Below are 20,377 nucleotides of genomic sequence, written 5' to 3'. Positions count from 1 at the left end.
TTCCCCTCCATGTTGATGAGTCTCAAAATCACGCCGCGGCCTGCTCGACATGCAGCAGGTCCATCAGCCGTTTCACATAGCCGCCGACCTTCGGGTCCTGGCGGCGCGCCATCGGGTTGGCGCGGTCCGGAATTTCCACCACGATCTCTTCGATGATGCGGCCCGGACGATGGCTCATCACCAGGATGCGGTCGGACAGCGCAATCGCCTCGACCAGGTCATGGGTGATGAACAGCGCCGTCTTGCGCGTATCCGCCAGCGTACGGCCCAGATCCTGCTGCAGCACCATCTTGGTCTGCGCATCCAGCGCCGAAAACGGTTCGTCCATCAGCAGTACGCTCGGCTCGACGGCCAGGGTGCGGGCGAGTGCCGCGCGCTGGCGCATGCCACCGGACAGCTGATGCGGGTAATGCTCGACGAAATCGCTCAGACGGCACTTGTCGAGCAGCATCAGCGCGGTTTCGCGCCGCTGCGCCGCTGCCGCGCCCTGGATTTCCAGGCCGAGTTCGACATTCTCGCGAATAGTGCGCCAGGGCAGCAGCAGATCCTTCTGCAGCATGAAGGCGACATGGCGGTTCGGCCTGGTCACCAGCTCGCCATCGACATAGACCTCGCCTTCCGTCGCCGGATCGAGGCCCGAACCCATGTTCAGCAGCGTGCTCTTGCCGCAGCCGGACGGGCCGATCAGCGACACGACCTCACCATCGGCAATGCTGAAGGTGACGTCTTCCACCGCCACCACCACGCCACCCTGCCGCGGATTGGCAAAGCGCTTGGTGACAGTGCGGAATTCAAGCCGCGGCGTGCCGACCTTCAGGCTCATGCGCTGTAACCCTGTGCGAGACGCGCCATCAGGCTCTGGTAGTTGGCATCGGTCCAGGTGCCGTCGGGATGGCGCGGGCCGCGCGCATTCAGCGCCGCCACGATAGCCGGCAGCTCTTCCACGCCTTCGCGGAACATAGCCATTAGCGTATCGGCCAGCGTGCTTTCGAAATCAGTGAGGTCTGCCGGGCGGGTCTGCCACGGGATATTGCCGGTCTTGCCGGGATGTTCGATGGACTCCGGGCCGCCCTTGTTGGGTTCCCCGGCCGTTACCGGGACATCAGCCAGATAAGGATTGAACTCCATCGGACCCTCCGTTCGAATAGGCCTTGATGTTCCACTAATAAAACGTCATTTCCTATATGCAACATCGTAGGGTTCGGCTAGGCTTCTTGTAAAGCTGAATCTGTCTCTTCTCTTTCATCGAAACGCCGCATGACTGTATTGCCGCTTTATCTCGCCGGAGACTGGCGCCAAGGGCGTGGCGCCCCGCTCGTCACCCGCAATCCCTCCGATAACAAGGACTTGGCCACAGTCAGCACGGCCGATGCGGCCGATGTGGACGAAGCCGTCCGCAAGGGTCAAGCCGCCATGCAGGATCCGGCCTGGCGCGACCTGCTGCCGCATCAGCGCGCCGTCTATCTGCATCGCATCGCGAGCCTGATCGAGCGCGATGCCGAGCGACTCGCGCAACTCCAGCGCCAGGACAACGGCAAGCCGATCCTGGAAACCCGCGCGCTGGTCGGCAGCGCCGCCGGCACCTTCCGTTTCTTCGCCGCGGCCTGCGAAACCATGGAAGGCGATGTCACGCCATCGCGCGGCAGCTATCTCTCGCTCAGCCTGCACGAGCCGCTGGGCGTCATCGCCGCGATCACGCCATGGAATTCGCCGATCGCCAGCGAGGCGCAGAAAACCGCGCCGGCTCTTGCCGCCGGCAACGCCGTTATTATCAAGCCGTCGGAATTCTCGCCGCTGCTGGCACTGGAACTGGCGAAGCTGGCCGAAGAGGCCGGCCTGCCGAAGGGCCTGCTCAGCGTGCTGCCCGGCACCGGCGCTGTCACCGGTGCGGCGATCGTGGCGCATCCCGGCGTCGCCAAGGTCACATTCACCGGCGGCACGACGACCGGCCGCGCCATCGGCCATGTGGCGGCTGAAAAGATCATGCCGGTGTCGCTGGAGCTGGGCGGCAAGTCACCGAATATTGTTTTTTCCGATGCCGATATCGAGCAGGCGATCAACGGCGTGCTGTTCGGCATCTTCTCCAGCCAGGGCCAAAGCTGTATCGCCGGTTCACGCATTTTCATTGAAGACAGCATTTACGCTAACTTCCGTGATCGGCTGGTGGAACACACCAAGGCGCTCCGTATCGGCGATCCGGTCAGCGAGCGCACCCAGATCGGCCCGCTGATCACGCCGCAGCAGCGCGACAAAGTCGAAGGCTATGTCGCGCTCGCGCAGCAGGAAGGCGGTCGCCTTCTGTGCGGTGGTACGCGGTCTACAGAGCCCGATCTGAAAGACGGCAACTATTTCGTGCCAGCACTGATCGATGGTCTGGGCAACCGTAGCCGCACCGCGCAGGAGGAGATCTTCGGGCCCGTCGGTGTGCTGCTGCCCTTCCGCGACGAAGCCAGCCTGATCGCAGAAGCCAATGACAGCGTCTACGGCCTTGCCAGCGGCATCTGGACCAGCGATTTCCGCCGGGCCTGGCGGCTTGGCCGCGCGCTCAATGCCGGCACCGTCTGGGTCAACACCTACAAGCAGTTCAGCATCGCCACGTCGTTTGGCGGCAATGGCGAAAGCGGCATCGGCCGCGAGAAAGGCCACGACGGCATCAAGGCCTATATGCGACAGAAGAGTATCTATATCGACATATCGGGTCGCCCGATTCCGTGGGCTGACTGAGGGAGCTTGTAATGGATCTCGGTATCAGGGGGCGCACCGCCATCGTCTGTGCCGCCAGCAAGGGACTGGGCCGCGCCTGCGCCGAAGCGCTGGCCGCTGAAGGTGTCAACATCGTGCTGAATGCGCGCGACGCCACAGCACTCCGGCAGGTCGCCGAACAGATCGCCACCACTCATAGTGTGACCGTCACGCCGGTGGCCGCCGATCTCTCCGCCGAAGCCGGCCGCGCCGCCCTGCAAGCCACCTGCCCGGCGCCGGACATCCTGGTCAACAATGCCGGCGGCCCGCCACCCGGCGATTACAGCAGTTGGTCGGATGCCGACTGGAGCAATGCGTTGGCCACCAACATGCGCGCACCGATCGCGCTGATCGGCCATTACAGCAAGGGCATGGCCGAGCGCGGCTTTGGCCGCATCGTCAACATCACATCCAGCGTGGTGCGCCATCCGATCGATGCCCAGGGTCTGAGCGTCGCGGCGCGCAGCGGCCTGCATGGCTTCGTCGCCACCATCGTGCGCGGCCTGGCCAGGAACAATGTCACCGTGAACAACCTGCTGCCCGGCCCGTTCGCCACCGACCGCCTGCTGTCGAATTTTGCTTTCCGCGCAAAGAAGGAAGGTAAACCGGTGGATGATGTTGTGGCGACGCGCAAAGCCGAACTGCCGGCCGGCCGTTTTGGCGATCCGGCGGAACTGGGACGCCTCTGCGCCTATCTATGCAGCGCGCAGGCCGGCTATATCAGCGGCCAGAGCATCGTGCTGGACGGCGCCGCGCACCCGCAGGCGCTCTGAACGTATCAGTAGCCGCTCTGGCGATCCACGGCGTGCAATGGCCGCTGGCCAGCCATGATGGCTTCGGCCGTCCGCAGGAGAGTCTGCTGCAGGGCCTCAGAACTGACATCGCAGGCATCATGCGGCGTCATCACGATCTTCGGGTGATCCCAGAAGACATGACTCTGCGGCAGTGGCTCGACGGCAAAGACATCCAGAGACGCGCCTGAAAGGTGGCCGGATTCCAGCGCCGCCAGCAGGTCGGCCTCGACCATATGCTCACCACGACCGACCTGGATCAGGTACCCGCCCGGCCGCATGGCCGAGAACAGCCTGCCATCCAGGATGCCGCGTGTCGCCGCGGTCAGCGGCAGCAGATTCACCAGCACTTCGGTTTCCGCCATCATCGCCATCAAGCCATCAGCACCATGAAAACCGCGTACGCCAGCCGCCATCGGCTTCGGCGTGCGGCTCCAGGCCAGCACCGGGAAACCCAGCGCGGTCAGCGCTTGCGCCACGGTCTGTCCGATCTGCCCGTAGCCCAGCAAGGCCACCGGAACATCACGTGCGGCGCGCTGCAGCAAACGGCGCCATATCTTCGCCTGCTGCTGCGCCCGGAAGACATCGAAGCGGCGCTGGTGACAGATCACATGCCAGGCGATGAAGCCCGCCATCATCTGTCCCTGCGCCGGATCAACCACCCGCACCACATCCACATGCGGCGGCAGGCTGGGACAGGCCAGAACGTTGTCGGCGCCGGCGCCGATGGTGCAGACGGCTTTCAGGTTGGGATAATGCGTGAAGGCATCGGCATGCGGATGCCAGGCCAGTGCAATGCGAACATCTTCGGCCGGGGTGACCGGATGATCGATAGTCTGGATGCGGTCGGCGATCCCGTCCAGCGCGTCGCCGTAATAGTCGCGCAGGTTCAGCTTCCTGCTGATCACGGCACAGCGCATCGTCATGCCGCTCCCGCCTGCCGGCCAGGTACAGCCGCCAGAAGCTCGCGCGTATAGGCATGCTCTGGTGCCGCAAATAGCGCGGCCGCCGATTTGAGCTCGACGATCACGCCCTTCTGCATCACGGCGATGCGATCGCAGATCTGCGCCGCCACCCGCAGGTCATGGGTGATAAACAGCATCGACAATCCCAGCCGCTGTTTCAGATCTTCCAGCAGGCGCAGCACTTGCGCCTGCACCGACACGTCCAGTGCCGAAACCGCTTCATCGGCGACCAGGATTTCCGGGTCGAGTGCCAGGGCGCGGGCAATGCCGATGCGCTGACGCTGACCCCCGGAGAATTCATGCGGGAAACGTTCGATGGCACTGGCATCCAGGCCCACCATATGCAGCAACTCGCCGGCGCGCTGCATCGCCTTCTCCGGCGCCATGCCATGGGCAATCGGCCCGTCGGCAATAATGCGACCGACCTTGCGACGCGGATTGAGCGAGGCAAACGGATCCTGGAAGACCATCTGGATACGGCGGCGTTCGGCACGCAGGGCCTTGCCGCCGACCAGCGTCAGGTCGGTGCTGCCCAGGCGCACGCTGCCGCCATCGGGCTTGATCAACTGCATCACCAGCCGCGCCACCGATGACTTGCCTGAGCCGGACTCTCCCACCAGTCCCAGCGTTTCGCCCTGGCGGATGCTGAAGCTGACATCCTTCGCCGCCTCGACCCGCCGTGCCGGCCGGAACCAGCCGCTGCTGGTGACATAAGTCTTGTTCAGGCCGATCACGTCGACGGCCTTTGGGCGATCTTCCAGCGATGCGCGCACCGGCGGCTGCATTGACGGTACCGCGGCCAGCAACGCCTGGGTATAGGACTGCTGCGGATTCTGCAGTACGGCTTGCGCCTCGCCTTGCTCGACCAGCTTGCCATGCTGCAGAACAACGACGCGGTCGGCGATCTCAGCCACCACGCCGAAGTCATGGGTGATGAACATCACGGCCATATTGCGCCGTTTCTGCAGGTCGCGGATCAGCTTCAGGATCTGCGCCTGCGTGGTGACATCCAGCGCCGTGGTTGGCTCGTCGGCCACCAGCACGGCTGGCTCCAGGGCCAGGGCCATGGCGATCATGGCGCGCTGACGCTGGCCGCCGGAGAGCTGATGCGGATAGGCGCGAATGATGCGCTCCGGATCGGGCAGACCGACTTCACGCGTCAGTTCCAGCGCCCGCTTTCGGCGCTCCTTCGGGGTCAGCAAGTTGTGCGCCTCGAACATCTCTGCCATCTGCTCGCCGATACGCATCAGCGGATTGAGCGCCGTCATTGGTTCCTGGAAGACCATGGCGATGCGACGGCCACGCCAGCCGAGCCAAGCCTGTTCGTCCAGCGCCAGCAGATTCTGGCCACCGAACAGGATTTCACCGCCCTGTGGCGTCACCGCCTTGGGCAACAGTCCCATCAGGGCATGCGCGATCATCGACTTTCCTGAACCGGACTCGCCCACCACGCAGAGGATCTTGCCGGCATCGAGGTCGAAGGACACATCGTCAACCGCAAAGCCACGGTCGCCGCCGACGGGTAGCGCCAGCTTCAGGTTCCGGACCGAGACGACCCCACCACTCACGCTCAGCGCTCCTTGGTCATGCGCGGGTTGAGCGCGTCGTTCAACCCCTCGCCAATCAGGTTAAGCGCCAGCACCGTGAGCAGGATGGCGATGCCAGGGAAGACCGTGATCCACCAGGCCTGACGAATGACGGTACGACCGGCGCCGACCATGTAGCCCCAGGACATCAGGTTGGGATCACCTAACCCGAGGAAGGACAGCGAAGACTCCAGCAGGATGGCAGTGGCGATCATCAGCGAGGCCAGCACGATGATCGGCGACAGTGTATTGGGCAGGATTTCGCGCCAGATGATCCAGGCATTGCTATGCCCGGTGACCACAGCAGCCTGCACATATTCGCGGCTGCGCAGTGACAGCACCTCGCCGCGCACCAATCGCGCCACCGGCGGCCAGCTCACAATGGCGATAGCCGCAATAATGGAGAAGATGGAAGGCTGCATGATCGCCACCAGCACGATGGCAAGCGCAAAACTCGGGATGGTCTGGAAGAATTCAGTGAAACGCATCAGAGCGTCATCGACCCGGCCACCGGCATAGCCGGCCACGGCGCCGAGTGGCACGCCGATGATCAGAGCCACCACGGTGGACACCAGTCCCACCATCAAAGACACGCGGGCACCGTGGATAAGACCCGCCGTCACATCGCGGCCCAGCGCATCGGTGCCGAACAGGAAACCATCGACCACCATCGGGGCCAGAAATGGCCGCTGTATCATGCGCCAGGGTGATTGCGGAAAGACCAGCGGGCCGATGATCGCGACGATCAACACCAGTGTCAGGATGACCAAGCCGATCAGACTGCCCGGATTGCGCAACATGGTTTTCCAGAAGTTGCTCATGCGCCCAGCTCGATCCGCGGGTCGACCAGCCGATAGATCAGGTCGGTCACCAGGTTGAAGATCAGCACCATGGCCGAGGAGACGATAAAGACGCCGAGCAGCAGGTTATAGTCGCGCTGCAGCAGGGCGTCGTACATCAGGCGGCCAATGCCGGGCCAGGCGAAGACGGTTTCGGTCAGCACCGCGCCGCCGACCAGCGTACCGGCCTGCAGCCCGGCCAGGGTCACCACCGGCAGCATGGCGTTGCGCAACACGTGCCGGCGCTGGATCACGGCATCCTGCAGGCCCTTGGCGCGCGCCGTCTTGATGAAATCGAGCCGTACAACCTCCAGCATCGAAGCGCGGGTCATGCGGGTATAGGTCGCCATAAAAAAGGAGCCGAGCGTGACCGCCGGCAGAACCAGATGGGCGGCAACATCGGTCACATGGCGCAGGCCGGTATAGCCGGCGCCGACGGTCTCGTAGCCGAAGCTGGGCAACCAGTCGAGATGAACCGAGAACAGCAGCACCAGCATCAGCGCCACCCAGAACAGCGGCGTGGCGTAGAAGACCAGCGACAGCGTGGTGATCACCGTATCGGTCCAGTGGCCTGAGCGCCGCGCCGCCATGCCGCCAAGCAGCACACCGAGCCCGAGCGAGATGACGAAGGCGCTGCCCGTCAGCAGCAGCGTCGCCGGCAGGCGGTCGAGGATCAGTTTCGATACCGGCATCTGCTGGCGGAAGGAAAAGCCGAGATCGAAACTGGCGATGCCCGACACATAGAGGAAGAGCTGCTTGTGCATCGGCTGGTCAAGGCCGAATTTCTCACGCAACTGCGCGACGAACAGCTCGTCGGTGGCGCCGGCCTCGCCGGCCATAACCACGGCCGGGTCACCGGGCGCGGCTCGGATCAGGAAGAAGTTCAGCACGATGATCGCCAGCAGAACGATCACCGCCTTCACCAGGCGTTGGGCAATGAATGACAGCATGATTACTCAGGTCGACAGGGGAGGCCGATAATGCCCCCCTGTGGCAACCAGGGTCGCCGCAGGGGGGAGATAACCTGAGCTTACTTGTCGATCCAGGCGTCGCGGAAACCGTCGTTCACACCGATACCGGTGGTGACCAGATCCTTGACCCTGCACTTGGTGATCGTCGGGAATTCCAGTTCCAGCAGCCAGGCGACCGGAACGTCGTCGATCAGGATCTTCATCACCTGATTGTAGAGTTCCTGGCGCTTGGAGTCCGGATAGGCAGTGGCGGCCTCAGCGAACAGCCGGTCGACTTCCGGATTGGAGTAGCCTTCGACATTGTTGAAGGGCGAGCCCTTGGCGATGTTCGAGGTTACATAGTTACGGCCGACGCCCAGCGCCGGGTCGCCATACTGGTAGAGATAGCTGAAGCCGATGTCGTAATCCCATTCGCCGAGCTTCTGGTTATAGCCCGGCACGTCGGTAGCGACCATCTCGATATTGATACCGACATCCTGCAGATTCTGGCGCACCGCCTCACCCCAGCGGGCCCAGGTCTCACCATAGGGCAACGGCATGAAGCGAACCTTCTCGCCCTTGTAGCCGGCTTCCTTGAGCAGCGCCTTGGCCTTGGCCGGATCGTATTTGTACTTGGCCAGGCTCTTGTCGAAGAACTTGGTGGCCGAGGAGATCGGGCCGACCGCGACTTCACCCAGGCCGTTCCACACCACGTTCTTGGCAAAGTCGCGATCCATCGCGTACATCACCGCTTGGCGGAACAGCTTGTTCGACGTCGGGCCCTGTCGGTTGTTCAGCCACATCCAGGCCAGCGGGCCGAAATACTCCCAGCCTTTGCCGGTGACGCAGACATCCTTCATCTTGCTCAGGCGCGGCACGTCGAAATTCTCGACCGAGCCACCGGGCAGGATGTCGACCTTGCCCGTCTCGAAGGCCACCGAGCGCGCGGCGGCATCCGGGATGACGTGCCAGTAGATCTCGTCCAGATACGGCTTGCCCTTCACATGGTAGTTCGGGTTCTTCACCAGCTTGATGAAGCTGCCCTTCTGCCACTCCTTGAACATGAAAGGACCGGTGCCGATCGGCGTGTTGTTCGCCGGCGCCGTCTTCCAGTCGATGCCATCATAGATATGCTTGGGCACCATCGGCATCGAGCCGACCTCGAAGATGCCGATGAACGGGCCGAAGGCCTGTTTCAGCTTGAACACCACGGTGTAGTCGTCCGGGGCCGAGACGCTGTCGACCTGTACCAGGTTGGCGCGGGCGCGCGGATTGGTCTGCTTGATGAATTCCACAGTAAACAGCACATCGGCCGCCGTGAACGGCTTGCCGTCATGCCAGGTGGCGGTCTTCACCAGCTTGAAGGTATAGGTCTTGCCCTCGTCGGTGATCGCCCAGCTCTCGGCGAGGCCGGGCTGGGGCGCCAGCTTGGCGTCGTAGCGCAGCAGGCCTTCGTAGATATTGCCAGCCACCATCTGGACCGGGCCATTCTGCAGCATGGCCAGCATCAGGCCGGGCGGTTCCGGCTGGATAATGGCGTTGGCGATGCCGCCCGCTTTCTGCGCCATCGCGCCGGTGGCGAGACATGTGGCGATACCGGTGGCAACGAGTAGACCGATCAGGCTTTTCTTCAGCACAGCTAACCCCCTCTGTGTCAGTATCTGTCAGGTGCGGTAGTCGGGATCCGTACGCTCCAACATCCGCTTGAAAGCCTCCCATTCGATGTCCGGCTTGTTGCCGGCTTCTACCCTGTCGTAACCCACGCGGTATTGTTCCGCGGTCTTTTCCGGAATGCCCGGCGGCGCCTGCATGACAGGCGCGCCGGCCGACTGGATCGCCAGCTGCGCCCGGCAGGAGCGTTCCAGGTTGAACATCAGCTTGAAGGCCTCCGCCACCGAGCGGCCGCAGGTCAGCAGACCGTGGTTGCGCAGGATGAATACGTTCTTGTCACCCAGATCGGCGATCAGCCGCTGGCGTTCGTCGAGGTCGAGCGCGATGCCTTCATAGGTGTGATAGGCGACGCGGCCGTGGAATTGCATCGACCACTGGTTCAGCGGCAGCAGCCCCTCTTCCTGACAGGAGACCGCCACACCGGCCACCGTATGGGTGTGCAGCACGCAGACCACGTCGGGCCGGGCGGAATGGATGGCGCTGTGGATAGTGAAGCCGGCCGGATTGATCTCCAGGCCCAGCGGATCCTCGATGACCTTGCCGTCGATATCGACGGTGACCAGGTTCGAGGCCTTCACCTCCTCGAACCGCATGCCATAGGGATTGATCAGGAAGCGGTCATGGCCGCCGGGCAGGCGCGCCGAGATATGGGTGTATATGCTGTCGTCGAGGCCGTGACGGTGGATCAGGCGGTAGGCAGCGGCGAGATCGGTTTTGGTCTGCCAGGACAGGTCGTGACTTTTGTCCAGGCTACGAATGGATGCACTCATGGGTCTTCGCCTCCGCAAACAGGGCGTCATCCTGTCATGGCTTTGAAATGACTCGCAATCGAAAAGTGTCGACAGTCGACGATTTGTGAGATAGACCGCTTCTTCAAGGACATACCCTGATGCGCCTCGCCTCAAAGCCGGTCGGTTTGCCCGCCATCGTGAGCCAGGATCTGGTCAGCCAGATCGCCCGGTCGCTCACCGCTGCGATCATTTCCGGACAGCTGTCGCCCGGCGCCAAGGTGGCCGAGGCCGTCGTGGCGCGCGAACTGGGGGTCAGCCGCGCGCCGGTGCGCGAGGCCGGCCGCCTGCTGGAAAGCCAGGGATTGCTGGTGGCGATTCCCGGCCGCGGCTTTTTCGTCCGCACCCATGCGCCTGACGAGATCGACGACCTGTATGACCTGCGCATCTGCATCGAAAAACACGCTGCCGTCCTCACCGCCGGCCGCCTGACGCCGGACGGCCGCGCGGCGCTGCGCCGCCAGCTCGACGTGCTCTACGAGACTGCCGCCTCCAACGATCCCGCGCGCCAGGTGGAAGAGGATTACCGCTTCCACCGGCTGATCTGCGAGATGTCGGGCAACCGGCGCCTGCTGCGGCTGTTCGACGACCTGGCGTCCGAATTGCGTATCGTGATCGGTCTGATCGGCCGCCTCTACGACGATCCGCACCGCATCGCCGAAACCCATGAACCGCTGCTGGCCGCCATCGAAAGCGGCGATGTGGGGAAGATTCATGAAGGCGTAGAATACCATCTTGGCGACGCCTGGCGCGGTGTGGCGCAACTGGTGCGCACCCTGCCCGCCAATCAGACGACGGAGAGAGTCCCGTGAAAGCCGTCTACAGCGATGCGCATCAGAGCCACGATCCGCAATTCTTCCTGGTCCGCGGGGTGGTCCGCAAGACCACCGAGCAGCCCGAGCGCGCGACGCGCCTGCTCAATGGCCTGAACAGCGGCAAACACACCATCCTTCCGGCCCAAAGTTTCGGCAACGACCCGCGCGCCCGCGTGCACAGCCCCGATTATCTCGCCTTCCTGGAACACGGCTTTGCCGAATGGCAGGCGCTGGGCGATTCCAATGCCGAGATGATCCCCAATATCCATGCCCAGCGCGGCCAGGATACCAGCTATCCCACCGGCATCGTCGGCAAGCTGGGCTGGCATACTTCCGATACCGCCTGCCCCATCGGCGCCGGCACGTTTGCCGCCGCCTGCGCGGCGGCCGATGTCGCCACCACGGCGGCGCAGATGGTGCTGGATGGCGAGGATACCGTCTATGCGCTCTGCCGCCCACCCGGCCACCACGCCTATCGCGACATGGCCGGCGGCTTCTGCTACCTCAACAACAGCGCGATTGCGGCCGCGCATCTGCGCCAGAAGCATGAGCGCGTCGCCATCCTGGATGTCGATGTCCATCACGGCAACGGCACCCAGGGCATCTTCTACGATCGCGGCGACGTACTGACCGTGTCGATCCATGCGCATCCGGGCAGCTATTATCCGTTCTACGTCGGCTATGATCACGAACGCGGCAGCGGCGCCGGCACCGGGGCCAACTTGAACATACCGCTGCCGCTGGGCACCGGCGATGCCGATTACATGGTGGCACTGGATCGCGCCGTGAAGACGATCAAAGCCTTTGCGCCGGGCGCGCTGGTGGTGGCGCTGGGCCTCGATGCTTCCGAGGAAGATCCTCTGCAGGGCCTGAAAATCACCACCAAGGGTTTCAGTCAGATCGGCGCGGCGATTGCCCGCATCGGCCTGCCCACTGCACTGGTGCAGGAGGGCGGCTATCTCTCCGACATCCTCGGCGTCAATCTCGCCGCCGTGCTGGCGGGCTACGAAACCGCGCGCTAGCGGTCATCCCTAACGATCTACCGCGAACAGGTCTTCCGCCCAGTGGCGCTCGCCGGCGACCAGTGACGCCAGCATGTCAGCCGCGATGGTGCTGAAGGTGATGCCGTTGCCGCCATAGCCATAGGCGGCATAGCAGTTCGGATGCGCCGGCACCCGCCCGATCAGGGGCAGGCCGTCGCTGGTGGTACCAAAAAAGCCCGACCACACTGTTGCGATCTCGGTTTCGATGATTGGCAGCAACCGCTTCAGTTTGTCGATCAGGATGGCGGCCTTGCCCGGCGTCAGCGCATCGCGGGCCGGCGCCGCGGTGATCGCCTCGTCTTCGCCGCCCACCAGGATGCTGCCATCCGCCGTGCCGCGCATATAGAGATAAGGATCGGAGGCTTCCCAGATTGGCCCCTTGCCCGGCCAGGGAACGCCGTGCGACTGCGGCGCCGTTGCCAGCGCCCAGGTCGACACGATCTGATGCCTGTGCGCCGGCACGAAGGGCGGCATTTCATAGCCGGTGGCGAGGATCAGGCAGCGCCCGCTAATGACGGCGCCATGATCGGTATGCACCGCGACGCCATCGGCGGAGAAATCGTAATCGACCGCGCGCGACGGCGTGAACAGGCGCGCGCCGCGCGCCACGGCGGCTGACAGCAGGCCATGGGCCAGCGCCATCGGATTGACGTCGCAGGCATCGGCCGACAGCAGCGCCGCTCCGCGATCGATGGCGAACCGATGCACCAGATCGTCACGGACCAGGTATTCCAGCGGCAGGCCGGCGCGATGCCGCAGCCGGTATTCCTCGCGGAGCTGCGCCGCATCGAGCTGGTTGCCGGCAAGGAACAGCGATGGCCGCCAGGCCGCATCGCAGGCGATGCCGAGTCCATCGATGGCCCGGCCGATCTCCTGTACGGCGGCATAGGCGTAATTGAATATCTTCGCCGCCTGCTCATAGCCGATGCGGGTTTCCAGCTCGACCATGGGATTATCGATCTCCCATTGCACGATGGCGGTGCTGGCCGCCGTGCTACCGCGTTGCGCGGCATGCCGGTCGATGAGGGCCACCGCATGCCCGGCGCGGCTCAGCCGCTCGGCGATGAAAGATCCGGTAATGCCGGCCCCGACAATTACGATATCGGTCTTGCAGGATGCGAACGGACTTTCAGGCAGCGACAGTTTCGGGGCCTGCAGCTCCCAATAGGATTGGCCGGAGCGCAGCTTCAGGGACACGGTTTGATCGGACATGAGGACAGCCAAACGCCCGACCCCTGGGGCAAGTTGCCTCGGTCGGGCCCAACCGCGACGTTCCGTTGATGCTCCGGCCATGCGGATAGCAGTGTCTTTTCAAATACTTGCCCAAGAATGCTCCAGACCGAACAGGAACATTAAAGAGAATTAATAAAGAACATATTGCGTCCATACGAGACCGATGATAGAACATGAGAACATTCTTCGGAGGTTCCCATGACCCGCCCCGCCACCATCGAACGTCTGCGCAGCCGTCTGTCCCAGTTCTCCCTGGACGGCACTTTCCTGCGGCCCGGCGGCAACCTGAAATTCGGCCTGGCGGCCATCGACCGCGTGCTGCCCGGCGGTGGCATGGGCTGCAGCGGCCTGCATGAAATGACCGGCGACTACACTGCTATCACGATGTTTCTGGCGGCCCTGACCAGCCGCAATCCGCGTCAGCAGCCGGTACTGTGGATCACCCCGGACCAGCAGCTCCGCGCCACCGACCTGGCGCAGCAGGGCCTGGATCACCGCCGCCTCACCATCGCCTGGACGTCGCGTCCGGCCGACCGCCTCTGGGCCATGGACCAGAGCCTGCGCGAACTGGGCTATGGCGCCGTGATCGGCGAATTCGACAGTCTTGAAGAGTCAGACATCAGCCGCCTGCAGAATGCCGCCGCGCGCAGCAACAGCGTCGGTATCGTGATCCGGCGCGACCGCGTCGCGGCCGCTGCGGCACTGACCCGCTGGCGCATCGAGCCGGCGCGCAGCGACGGCCGCCATACCTGGCTGCAGATCACGCTGGAGCACAGCAGCAACGGCCGCACCGGGTCCTGGCTGCTGGAATGGACGCCGGAAACCCACAGCTTCCGCCTGTTGGCCGACCTGGCCCAGCCCGATCAGGCGGCGGCAGCCGCGTAAGCCTGTTTTCTTAAGTCAGTGCAGCGGCGCTTGCCGCTTCTGGATGCGTCGTTCCAGTGCCGCCTTGATCACCAAGGCGATCAGAGCAATCAGCGCCAGCGTGCTGGCCGCGGCAAAGGCGCCGACGGCATTGTAGTCGTGATAGAGCAGTTCCACCTGCAGCGGCAGGGTATTGGTTTCGCCGCGCACATTGCCTGACACCACCGAGACCGCGCCGAATTCACCGATGGCGCGGGCGGCGCAGAGCACGGTGCCATACAGCAGCGCCCAGCGGATATTGGGCAGGGTTACGCGTAAGAACGTCTGCCAGCCGCTGGCGCCCAGCGTCACGGCCGCCTCTTCCTGCTCGCTGCCCTGCGCCTGCATCAGCGGGATCAACTCGCGCGCCACGAACGGGCTGGTAACAAACAGCGTGACCAGGAAGATCGCCGGCAGGGCGAACATGATGCGGATGTCATATTGCTCCAGCAGCGGCCCCAGCAGCCCCTGCCCGCCATAAAGAAGGATATAGATCACGCCGGCGACGATCGGCGAAATGGAGAACGGAATCTCGATGGCGGTCAGCAGCAGCTTCTTGCCCGGGAATTCGAACTTCGTGATCGCCCAGGCCGCCGCGACCCCGAACAGGATATTCACTGGCACCACGGCCAGCGCGACCAGCACCGTCAGCAGGATCGCATGCAGGGTTTCGCCATGCAGGATGTTGCCGACATAAGTGCCGACGCCCTTCGAGAAAGCCTGGGCGAAGATCACCAGGATCGGCGTCAGGATGAACAGGATGGTCAGCACCACGCCCAGCCCGATCAGCAGGCGCGGCACCCAGTCGACTGATTTCTTTCCGGCAGGAAAGGGCGATTTCTGTGCAGGCATTGATGACATTGCCATCACCCGCTCTTGCGCTTGTAGCGCATATGCCAGGCCTGCAGCACATTGGTCAGCAACAGGATCGTGAAGGCGGCGACCAGCAGCACCACGGCGATGGCCGAGGCGGCGGGATACTCGTATTCCTCCAGCCGGATGAAGATCAGCAGAGCGGCGATCTCGGTTTTCATCGGCAGGTTGCCGGCAATGAAGATCACCGCGCCGAATTCGCCGAGGCAGCGCGCAAAGGCCAGCGAGCAGCCGGTCAGATAGGCCGGAAAGATGGCGGGGAAGATCACCTTGCGGAAAATGGTGCCGCGATAGGCGCCAAGCGTGGCGGCGGCTTCCTCGATATCAGGCTGGATGTCTTCCAGCACCGGCTGCAGCGTGCGCACCACGAAGGGTGCGCTGGTGAAGGCCATGGCGATCGCCACGCCAATCACGGTGTAGACCACGGTGATGCCGGCGGAATCCAGCAGACCGCCATACCAGCCGTTCTTGGAATAGAGCGCGGTAAGCGCGATGCCGGCCACCGCGGTGGGCAGCGCGAACGGCAGATCCATCAGCGCGTCGATGATGCGTTTGCCGGGAAAGTCGTAGCGCACCAGGATCCAGGCCATCAGCAGGCCGTAGGCGGCATTGAACAGCGTCGCCAGCAGGGCCGCGTAGGCCGTGACCTGCAGCGAGGCGAGCGTGCGCGGGCTGGTGATCAGGCGCCAGAAGCCGGCCGGGCCGATCTCGGCCGATTTCAGCAGCAGCGCAGCCAGCGGCAGCAGCACGATCACTGCCAGGTACAGCAGGGTGGTGCCGATGGTGAGGCCAAAGCCGGGAAGGACATGCCGGGGGCGCGGCCCGGCATGGGGAACAACAGCAGTCATGGTGGGGACTATAGTGGAGAACCGCCCTCGGAGAGAACCGTCCCGTCCGGCGTTGATCCGGCCGGGACGGTTTGCGTCAGATCGGCCTCAGCGGTTGACGAACACCTGGTCCAGCGTGCCACCTTCGGAGAAATGCTCCTTGGTGACCTTGTCCCAGCCGCCGAACACATCTTCCACGGTGACCAACTTCACAGCCGGGAACTGGCCCTTATACTTTTCAGCCACTTTCGGGTTGTGCACGCGGTTGAAATTCTGGGCGAGAATTTCCTGACCCGCCTCGCTGTACAGGAACTGCAGGTAGGCCTTGGAAACCTCCTGGCTGTTGCGCTTGTCCGCCACGCGATCAACGACCGCCACCGGGAATTCGGCCAGGATCGACAGCGACGGTGTCACCAGGTCGAAACCCTTGTCGCCATATTCCTTGCGGATGCCGTTGGTTTCGGCCTCGAAGGTGATCAGCACGTCGCCGATCTCGCGTTCGACGAAGGTGGTGGTCGAACCGCGGCCACCGGTATCGAAGACCGGCACATTGGCGAGGAACTTCTTCACGAAGTCCTTGGCCTTGGCATGGTCGCCCTTGTTCTGTTCCAGCGCGAAGGCATAGGCGCCCAGATAGGTATAGCGCGCATTGCCCGAGGTCTTCGGATTAGGGAAGACCGACTTCACGTCAGGACGGGCCAGATCGCTCCAGTCCTTGACGTTCTTCGGATTGCCCTTGCGCACCAGGAAGGCCGGCAGCGAATAGAAGGGCGAGGCGTTGTTGGGGAATTTCTTCTGCCAGTCGGCCGAGAGGAACTTGCGGTCGGCCAGGATCTGTACGTCGGTGAACTGGTTGAAGGTCACCACGTCGGCCTGCAGGCCTTCCAGGATCGAGCGCGCCTGCCGCGAGGTGCCGGCATGCGACTGCTTGATCTCCAGCGTCTGCCCGGTCTTGGCCTTCCACTCGGCGGCAAAGACCGGATTGATCTGGGCGAACAGTTCGCGTGCGATATCATAGGAGACGTTGAGGATTTCAGACGGCTTGTCCTGCGCCATCACAGGCGAGGCGGCGAGAACAAGGGCTGTCGCGAAAGTGGCGAGCCGTTTCATGACGGAAGTTCCTTTTTTCATTCTGGCAGAGGGTCGGGACGGAAATCAGAGGGCGGCGCTGCGGATGCCGCGGGTATCGGCAGCCACAACGGGCACGCGCGGATGCGGCGGAGCGAAGATGCGGCCGCGCAGGATCTGCAGCCGTACCGTGTCGCCGCGGCGCAGCTGGCGGTCGCGCACCGCCTCGCGCGGCAGCTCCACCTCGATCGGGCGGTCGATGCCGGGCAGCGCGATATCGTAGCGGAAGCTCGGACCGTTCGAGGCCGTGCCGGCGATGCGCGCGGTGGCGGCGCTGTCGGGCAGCAGGTCAATCTCATGTGGGCGCACGAACAGGGTCACGTCGCCGTCGCCGGCCGCCATGCGGGCCACGGCGCTGGTATCGGCATTGGGCAGCACCAGGCGGCCGTTCTGCAGCGCGGCCGGCAGTTCGTTCACGCCGCCGAGGAAGCGGGCCACGAACGGGCTGGCCGGATTCTCGTAGATTTCGTCGGGCGTGCCGACCTGCTCGATGCGGCCCTCACCCATCACCACCACACGGTCGGCCAGTTCGAAAGCCTCTTCCTGGTCGTGGGTGACAAAGATGGTGGTGGTGCCAAGCTGGTCATGCAGCTCGCGCAGCCAGCGGCGCAGGTCCTTGCGCACGCGGGCGTCCAGCGCGCCGAAGGGTTCGTCCAGCAGGAGGATTTTCGGCTGGATAGCCAGCGCACGCGCCAGCGCCACGCGCTGCCGCTGGCCGCCCGAAAGCTGGGCCGGATAGCGCTGGCCCAGGCCGTCGAGCTGGACCAGCGAGAGCAGCTGGTCGACGCGGGCCTTAATCTCGGCATCGGCGGGGCGTTCGTCGCGCGGGCGGACGCGCAGGCCGAAGGCGATATTCTCGGCCACCGTCATATGCTGGAACAGGGCGTAATGCTGGAAGACGAAGCCGACCTTGCGCGCCTGCGGGTCGAGCGCCAGCCAGTCGGCACCGTCCACGCTGACCTGCCCGGCATTGGGCCAGTCGAGGCCGGCCAGGATGCGCAGCAGCGTCGTCTTGCCCGAACCCGAGGCGCCGAGCAGCGCGATCAGCTCGCCATCGGCGATATCGAGGTCGATACCGCGCAGCACGGGGGTGCTGCCGAACTGTTTGACGATGCCCTGAATGTCGATGGCCATGATCTGTCTTCCCGTCGCTCCCGGCGGGTGCCAGGAGGTTTTACGAGAATATAAGGCAGGCTTGTATTTTTAACCACAGTATTTTGTTAATTTAATTTTTTAACTAAATAAAATTGTGAAATAAAGTCAAAACCTCATTTAACACATTGAAAAACAAAGGACCTGCCCCGGAGGAGCAGGTCCTGACGCCGCCTGGAGATGCTGGCTTCAGATAAAGGATTTACGGATCCGGGCCGATACGACGTCCACGGCACTGACCAGCAGGATGATCATAATCATCACCGCGCAGGTCTGGGCGAACTGGAAGCCACGGATGACTTCCCACAGCACCACGCCGATGCCGCCTGCCCCCACCATGCCCACCACGGATGCCGAGCGGACATTGGCCTCGAAGCGGTACAGCGAATACGACAGCCACAGCGGCATCACCTGGGGAATCACGCCATAGACGATTTCTTCCAGCACATTGGCGCCGGTGGCGCGGATACCCTCCACCGGCTGCGGGTCGATCGCCTCGACCGCTTCGGAGAACAGCTTGGCCAGCGTGCCAGTGGTATGAATCCACAGCGCCAGAGCACCGGCGAAGGGCCCTAGGCCGACCGCGACCACGAACAGCATGGCGAAGACCATCTCGTTGATCGACCGCAGCGCGTCGAGCACACGCCGCACCGGCTGGTAGACCCACCAGGGCGCGATATTGGCCGAAGCCAGCAGGCTGAGCGGCACGGCGCAGAAGATCGCCAGCACGGTGCCCCAGATCGCGATATGCAGGGTGACGACCAGTTCACTGAGGTAGTAGCGCCACTCGCGGAAATCCGGCGGGAAGAAATCCTTCAGGAAGGTTGCCATGTTGCCGGCATCGTTGATCAGCGCCATCGGCCGGATCTCCGCGCCCTGATAGGACCAGACCAGCATCGCGGCCAGCAGGCCGTAGACCAGCATGCGGCCCAGCGAGGTGCGCAGGCCCGGCTTGGGCGGATGGATCGGAAGATCGGCAGCAGTCAGGGCCGTCGTCGCCATGGCGAAACCTCGTCGATAAAAAAGCACCGGGGCGGCCATCCGCCCCGGTGCGATGCAGTCTTACGAACCGAGCTGCTTGGTCAGCTCGGCCAGCTTGGCGTCGATCTCGGCCAGCTTCTTGGTCTTTTCGGCGGCATCCATGTTGGCGTCGCCTTCCAGCTTGATCTTGTCGCGGAACAACGCGAGCTGGCGGATCGGCAGGAGCTGCTTGTTCGACGACTCCTTGAACGGGCCCCACTGCAGGTCGGTCAGCACCTTGGTCTCGGCCGCCACCTGGTCGGCGGTCTTGCCGGCGGCCTGGGTGCCGTAGGTCATAAAGAAGGTCTTGATCTTGGCCTTGTCACCATCGGCCAGATCCTTGCGCCAGACGATCGGGTCGGACGGGATCAGCGGCGACTTCCAGATCGCCTTGACCTCGGCGGCCTTGGCCGGCTGGGTCTTCTGCAGGCGCTCCATGTTCTCGGTGTTGTTGGTGGCGACATCGACCTGCTTGTTGGCGACGGCCAGCGCATTGGTCTCGTGGTTGGCGGCAACCACACGGCTGAAATGCTTGCGGATGTCGACGTTGTTCTGGCCCCAGGCGTAGAAGCTCGGCACCAGGAAGCCCGAGGTGGAGTTCGGATCGCCGTTACCGAAGGTGTACTTGCCGGGTGCTGCCAGGATGTCCTGCAGCGAGTTGACCGGGCTGTCCTTGTGCACCAGCAGCAGCGACCAGTAACCCGGCGAACCGTCCTTGGCGGTGGTCTGCACGAAGATCTCGCCGTCGGCGCGGTCGACCGCCTGCATGGCGGAGGCATTGCCGTACCACGCCATCTGCACCTTGTTGAAGCGCATGCCTTCGATCACGCCGGCATAATCCGGGGCGAAGAAGGCATTCACCTTCATGCCGGTCTGCTTCTGCATGTCGGCCAGGAATGGCTCCCAGATGGTCTTCAGGTTCGAGCTCGACTCCGTCGAGATGATGCCAAAGTTCAGTTCCTTCAGGCCCTGGGCCTGGACGGCGGCGGTGAAGCCGAGCGCCAGGGTGGCAACAGTGGCCGTGAGCAAGGTGCGACGCAACATGGTCATT

General features: G+C 63.7%; 20 protein-coding genes. 5 read left to right on the top strand and 15 right to left on the bottom strand.

Features of this window, described 5'->3' with window-relative positions:
* Positions 1-28: 28 nt before the first annotated feature.
* Together AC1ROB_RS09205 and AC1ROB_RS09200 are read right to left on the bottom strand one after the other, a co-directional pair.
* Positions 29-823 (bottom strand): ABC transporter ATP-binding protein, encoded by a 795-nt coding sequence (locus AC1ROB_RS09205; RefSeq protein WP_492971488.1) that lies wholly within the window; start codon positions 821-823, stop codon positions 29-31.
* The gene (locus AC1ROB_RS09200; protein ID WP_492971489.1) at positions 820-1,128 is read right to left on the bottom strand and encodes a recombinase-like helix-turn-helix domain-containing protein; all 309 of its coding nucleotides are present in this window, start codon (positions 1,126-1,128) and stop codon (positions 820-822) included. The genes AC1ROB_RS09205 and AC1ROB_RS09200 overlap by 4 nt, the downstream gene beginning before the upstream one ends.
* Positions 1,129-1,257: 129 nt before the next feature.
* On the opposite strand from AC1ROB_RS09200, the gene AC1ROB_RS09195 reads away from it, so the two are divergent.
* Both AC1ROB_RS09195 and AC1ROB_RS09190 read left to right on the top strand, forming a co-directional pair.
* A complete protein-coding gene (locus tag AC1ROB_RS09195; RefSeq protein ID WP_492971490.1) occupies positions 1,258-2,724 on the top strand; it encodes an aldehyde dehydrogenase in 1,467 nt (488 codons plus the stop codon).
* Positions 2,725-2,735: 11 nt separating this feature from the next.
* Entirely contained in the window at positions 2,736-3,515 is a 780-nt protein-coding gene (locus AC1ROB_RS09190; protein ID WP_492971491.1) for an SDR family oxidoreductase, read from the top strand.
* A 5-nt stretch (positions 3,516-3,520) separates the two neighbouring features.
* Here AC1ROB_RS09190 and AC1ROB_RS09185 read toward each other — a convergent pair whose 3' ends face one another.
* The 6 genes from AC1ROB_RS09185 to AC1ROB_RS09160 form a co-directional block, all read right to left on the bottom strand.
* Positions 3,521-4,459, bottom strand: coding sequence for a 2-hydroxyacid dehydrogenase (locus AC1ROB_RS09185; protein WP_492971492.1), 939 nt, complete (start codon positions 4,457-4,459; stop codon positions 3,521-3,523).
* Positions 4,456-6,066 carry an ABC transporter ATP-binding protein gene (locus tag AC1ROB_RS09180; protein ID WP_492971493.1) on the bottom strand — a complete coding sequence of 537 codons (1,611 nt, stop codon included), beginning with the start codon at positions 6,064-6,066 and terminating at the stop codon, positions 4,456-4,458. Before AC1ROB_RS09180 ends, AC1ROB_RS09185 begins: the two co-directional genes overlap by 4 nt.
* 2 nt (positions 6,067-6,068) lie before the next feature.
* A complete protein-coding gene (locus tag AC1ROB_RS09175; RefSeq protein WP_492971494.1) occupies positions 6,069-6,905 on the bottom strand; it encodes an ABC transporter permease in 837 nt (278 codons plus the stop codon).
* The gene (locus tag AC1ROB_RS09170; RefSeq protein WP_492971495.1) at positions 6,902-7,873 is read right to left on the bottom strand and encodes an ABC transporter permease; all 972 of its coding nucleotides are present in this window, start codon (positions 7,871-7,873) and stop codon (positions 6,902-6,904) included. The genes AC1ROB_RS09175 and AC1ROB_RS09170 overlap by 4 nt, the downstream gene beginning before the upstream one ends.
* Positions 7,874-7,953: 80 nt before the next feature.
* On the bottom strand, positions 7,954-9,510 hold the full coding sequence (locus AC1ROB_RS09165) for an ABC transporter substrate-binding protein (RefSeq protein ID WP_492971496.1): 1,557 nt from the start codon (positions 9,508-9,510) through the stop codon (positions 7,954-7,956).
* Between the two features lie 27 nt (positions 9,511-9,537).
* The gene (locus AC1ROB_RS09160; RefSeq protein ID WP_492971497.1) at positions 9,538-10,314 is read right to left on the bottom strand and encodes a class II aldolase/adducin family protein; all 777 of its coding nucleotides are present in this window, start codon (positions 10,312-10,314) and stop codon (positions 9,538-9,540) included.
* A gap of 119 nt (positions 10,315-10,433) precedes the next feature.
* On the opposite strand from AC1ROB_RS09160, the gene AC1ROB_RS09155 reads away from it, so the two are divergent.
* Positions 10,434-11,144 (top strand): GntR family transcriptional regulator, encoded by a 711-nt coding sequence (locus AC1ROB_RS09155; RefSeq protein WP_492971498.1) that lies wholly within the window; start codon positions 10,434-10,436, stop codon positions 11,142-11,144.
* Complete coding sequence (locus tag AC1ROB_RS09150; RefSeq protein ID WP_492971499.1) at positions 11,141-12,169, top strand: histone deacetylase family protein; 1,029 nt, start codon at positions 11,141-11,143, stop codon at positions 12,167-12,169. The genes AC1ROB_RS09155 and AC1ROB_RS09150 overlap by 4 nt, the downstream gene beginning before the upstream one ends.
* A gap of 9 nt (positions 12,170-12,178) precedes the next feature.
* On the opposite strand, the gene AC1ROB_RS09145 is transcribed toward AC1ROB_RS09150, so the two are convergent.
* The gene (locus AC1ROB_RS09145; protein WP_492971500.1) at positions 12,179-13,402 is read right to left on the bottom strand and encodes an NAD(P)/FAD-dependent oxidoreductase; all 1,224 of its coding nucleotides are present in this window, start codon (positions 13,400-13,402) and stop codon (positions 12,179-12,181) included.
* Between the two features lie 219 nt (positions 13,403-13,621).
* Between AC1ROB_RS09145 and AC1ROB_RS09140 the strand changes: the two genes are divergently transcribed.
* Positions 13,622-14,308 (top strand): ImuA family protein, encoded by a 687-nt coding sequence (locus AC1ROB_RS09140; protein ID WP_492971501.1) that lies wholly within the window; start codon positions 13,622-13,624, stop codon positions 14,306-14,308.
* A gap of 15 nt (positions 14,309-14,323) precedes the next feature.
* On the opposite strand, the gene cysW is transcribed toward AC1ROB_RS09140, so the two are convergent.
* From cysW to phnD, 6 genes are all read right to left on the bottom strand, one after another.
* A complete protein-coding gene (cysW, locus tag AC1ROB_RS09135; RefSeq protein WP_492971502.1) occupies positions 14,324-15,178 on the bottom strand; it encodes a sulfate ABC transporter permease subunit CysW in 855 nt (284 codons plus the stop codon).
* 14 nt (positions 15,179-15,192) lie between these two features.
* Positions 15,193-16,047: a sulfate ABC transporter permease subunit CysT gene (gene cysT / locus AC1ROB_RS09130; protein ID WP_492971503.1), complete on the bottom strand. Its 855-nt coding sequence runs from the start codon at positions 16,045-16,047 to the stop codon at positions 15,193-15,195.
* An 87-nt stretch (positions 16,048-16,134) separates the two neighbouring features.
* A complete protein-coding gene (locus AC1ROB_RS09125) occupies positions 16,135-17,136 on the bottom strand; it encodes a sulfate ABC transporter substrate-binding protein (RefSeq protein ID WP_492971504.1) in 1,002 nt (333 codons plus the stop codon).
* A gap of 45 nt (positions 17,137-17,181) precedes the next feature.
* Positions 17,182-18,288, bottom strand: a complete 1,107-nt coding sequence (locus AC1ROB_RS09120; RefSeq protein WP_492971505.1) for a sulfate/molybdate ABC transporter ATP-binding protein — start codon at positions 18,286-18,288, stop codon at positions 17,182-17,184.
* A 207-nt stretch (positions 18,289-18,495) separates the two neighbouring features.
* Positions 18,496-19,308, bottom strand: coding sequence for a phosphonate ABC transporter, permease protein PhnE (gene phnE / locus AC1ROB_RS09115; protein WP_492971506.1), 813 nt, complete (start codon positions 19,306-19,308; stop codon positions 18,496-18,498).
* Between the two features lie 60 nt (positions 19,309-19,368).
* A complete protein-coding gene (phnD, locus tag AC1ROB_RS09110) occupies positions 19,369-20,370 on the bottom strand; it encodes a phosphonate ABC transporter substrate-binding protein (RefSeq protein ID WP_492971507.1) in 1,002 nt (333 codons plus the stop codon).
* Positions 20,371-20,377: the final 7 nt, after the last annotated feature.

It is taken from the genome of Ferrovibrio sp. GW821-FHT12F09 (assembly GCF_058806775.1).
This window is presented reverse-complemented; position numbering and strand designations above follow the sequence as displayed.

What these genes read in the sequence shown, in the direction of transcription:
- AC1ROB_RS09205 (WP_492971488.1), bottom strand. Translation starts at nt 823, where the DNA reads ATGAGCCTGAAGGTCGGCACGCCGCGGCTTGAATTCCGCACTGTCACC.
- AC1ROB_RS09200 (WP_492971489.1), bottom strand. Translation starts at nt 1,128, where the DNA reads ATGGAGTTCAATCCTTATCTGGCTGATGTCCCGGTAACGGCCGGGGAA.
- AC1ROB_RS09195 (WP_492971490.1), top strand. Translation starts at nt 1,258, where the DNA reads ATGACTGTATTGCCGCTTTATCTCGCCGGAGACTGGCGCCAAGGGCGT.
- AC1ROB_RS09190 (WP_492971491.1), top strand. Translation starts at nt 2,736, where the DNA reads ATGGATCTCGGTATCAGGGGGCGCACCGCCATCGTCTGTGCCGCCAGC.
- AC1ROB_RS09185 (WP_492971492.1), bottom strand. Translation starts at nt 4,459, where the DNA reads ATGACGATGCGCTGTGCCGTGATCAGCAGGAAGCTGAACCTGCGCGAC.
- AC1ROB_RS09175 (WP_492971494.1), bottom strand. Translation starts at nt 6,905, where the DNA reads ATGAGCAACTTCTGGAAAACCATGTTGCGCAATCCGGGCAGTCTGATC.
- AC1ROB_RS09170 (WP_492971495.1), bottom strand. Translation starts at nt 7,873, where the DNA reads ATGCTGTCATTCATTGCCCAACGCCTGGTGAAGGCGGTGATCGTTCTG.
- AC1ROB_RS09160 (WP_492971497.1), bottom strand. Translation starts at nt 10,314, where the DNA reads ATGAGTGCATCCATTCGTAGCCTGGACAAAAGTCACGACCTGTCCTGG.
- AC1ROB_RS09155 (WP_492971498.1), top strand. Translation starts at nt 10,434, where the DNA reads ATGCGCCTCGCCTCAAAGCCGGTCGGTTTGCCCGCCATCGTGAGCCAG.
- AC1ROB_RS09145 (WP_492971500.1), bottom strand. Translation starts at nt 13,402, where the DNA reads ATGTCCGATCAAACCGTGTCCCTGAAGCTGCGCTCCGGCCAATCCTAT.
- AC1ROB_RS09140 (WP_492971501.1), top strand. Translation starts at nt 13,622, where the DNA reads ATGACCCGCCCCGCCACCATCGAACGTCTGCGCAGCCGTCTGTCCCAG.
- cysW (WP_492971502.1), bottom strand. Translation starts at nt 15,178, where the DNA reads ATGCCTGCACAGAAATCGCCCTTTCCTGCCGGAAAGAAATCAGTCGAC.
- cysT (WP_492971503.1), bottom strand. Translation starts at nt 16,047, where the DNA reads ATGACTGCTGTTGTTCCCCATGCCGGGCCGCGCCCCCGGCATGTCCTT.
- AC1ROB_RS09125 (WP_492971504.1), bottom strand. Translation starts at nt 17,136, where the DNA reads ATGAAACGGCTCGCCACTTTCGCGACAGCCCTTGTTCTCGCCGCCTCG.
- AC1ROB_RS09120 (WP_492971505.1), bottom strand. Translation starts at nt 18,288, where the DNA reads ATGGCCATCGACATTCAGGGCATCGTCAAACAGTTCGGCAGCACCCCC.
- phnE (WP_492971506.1), bottom strand. Translation starts at nt 19,308, where the DNA reads ATGGCGACGACGGCCCTGACTGCTGCCGATCTTCCGATCCATCCGCCC.
- phnD (WP_492971507.1), bottom strand. Translation starts at nt 20,370, where the DNA reads ATGTTGCGTCGCACCTTGCTCACGGCCACTGTTGCCACCCTGGCGCTC.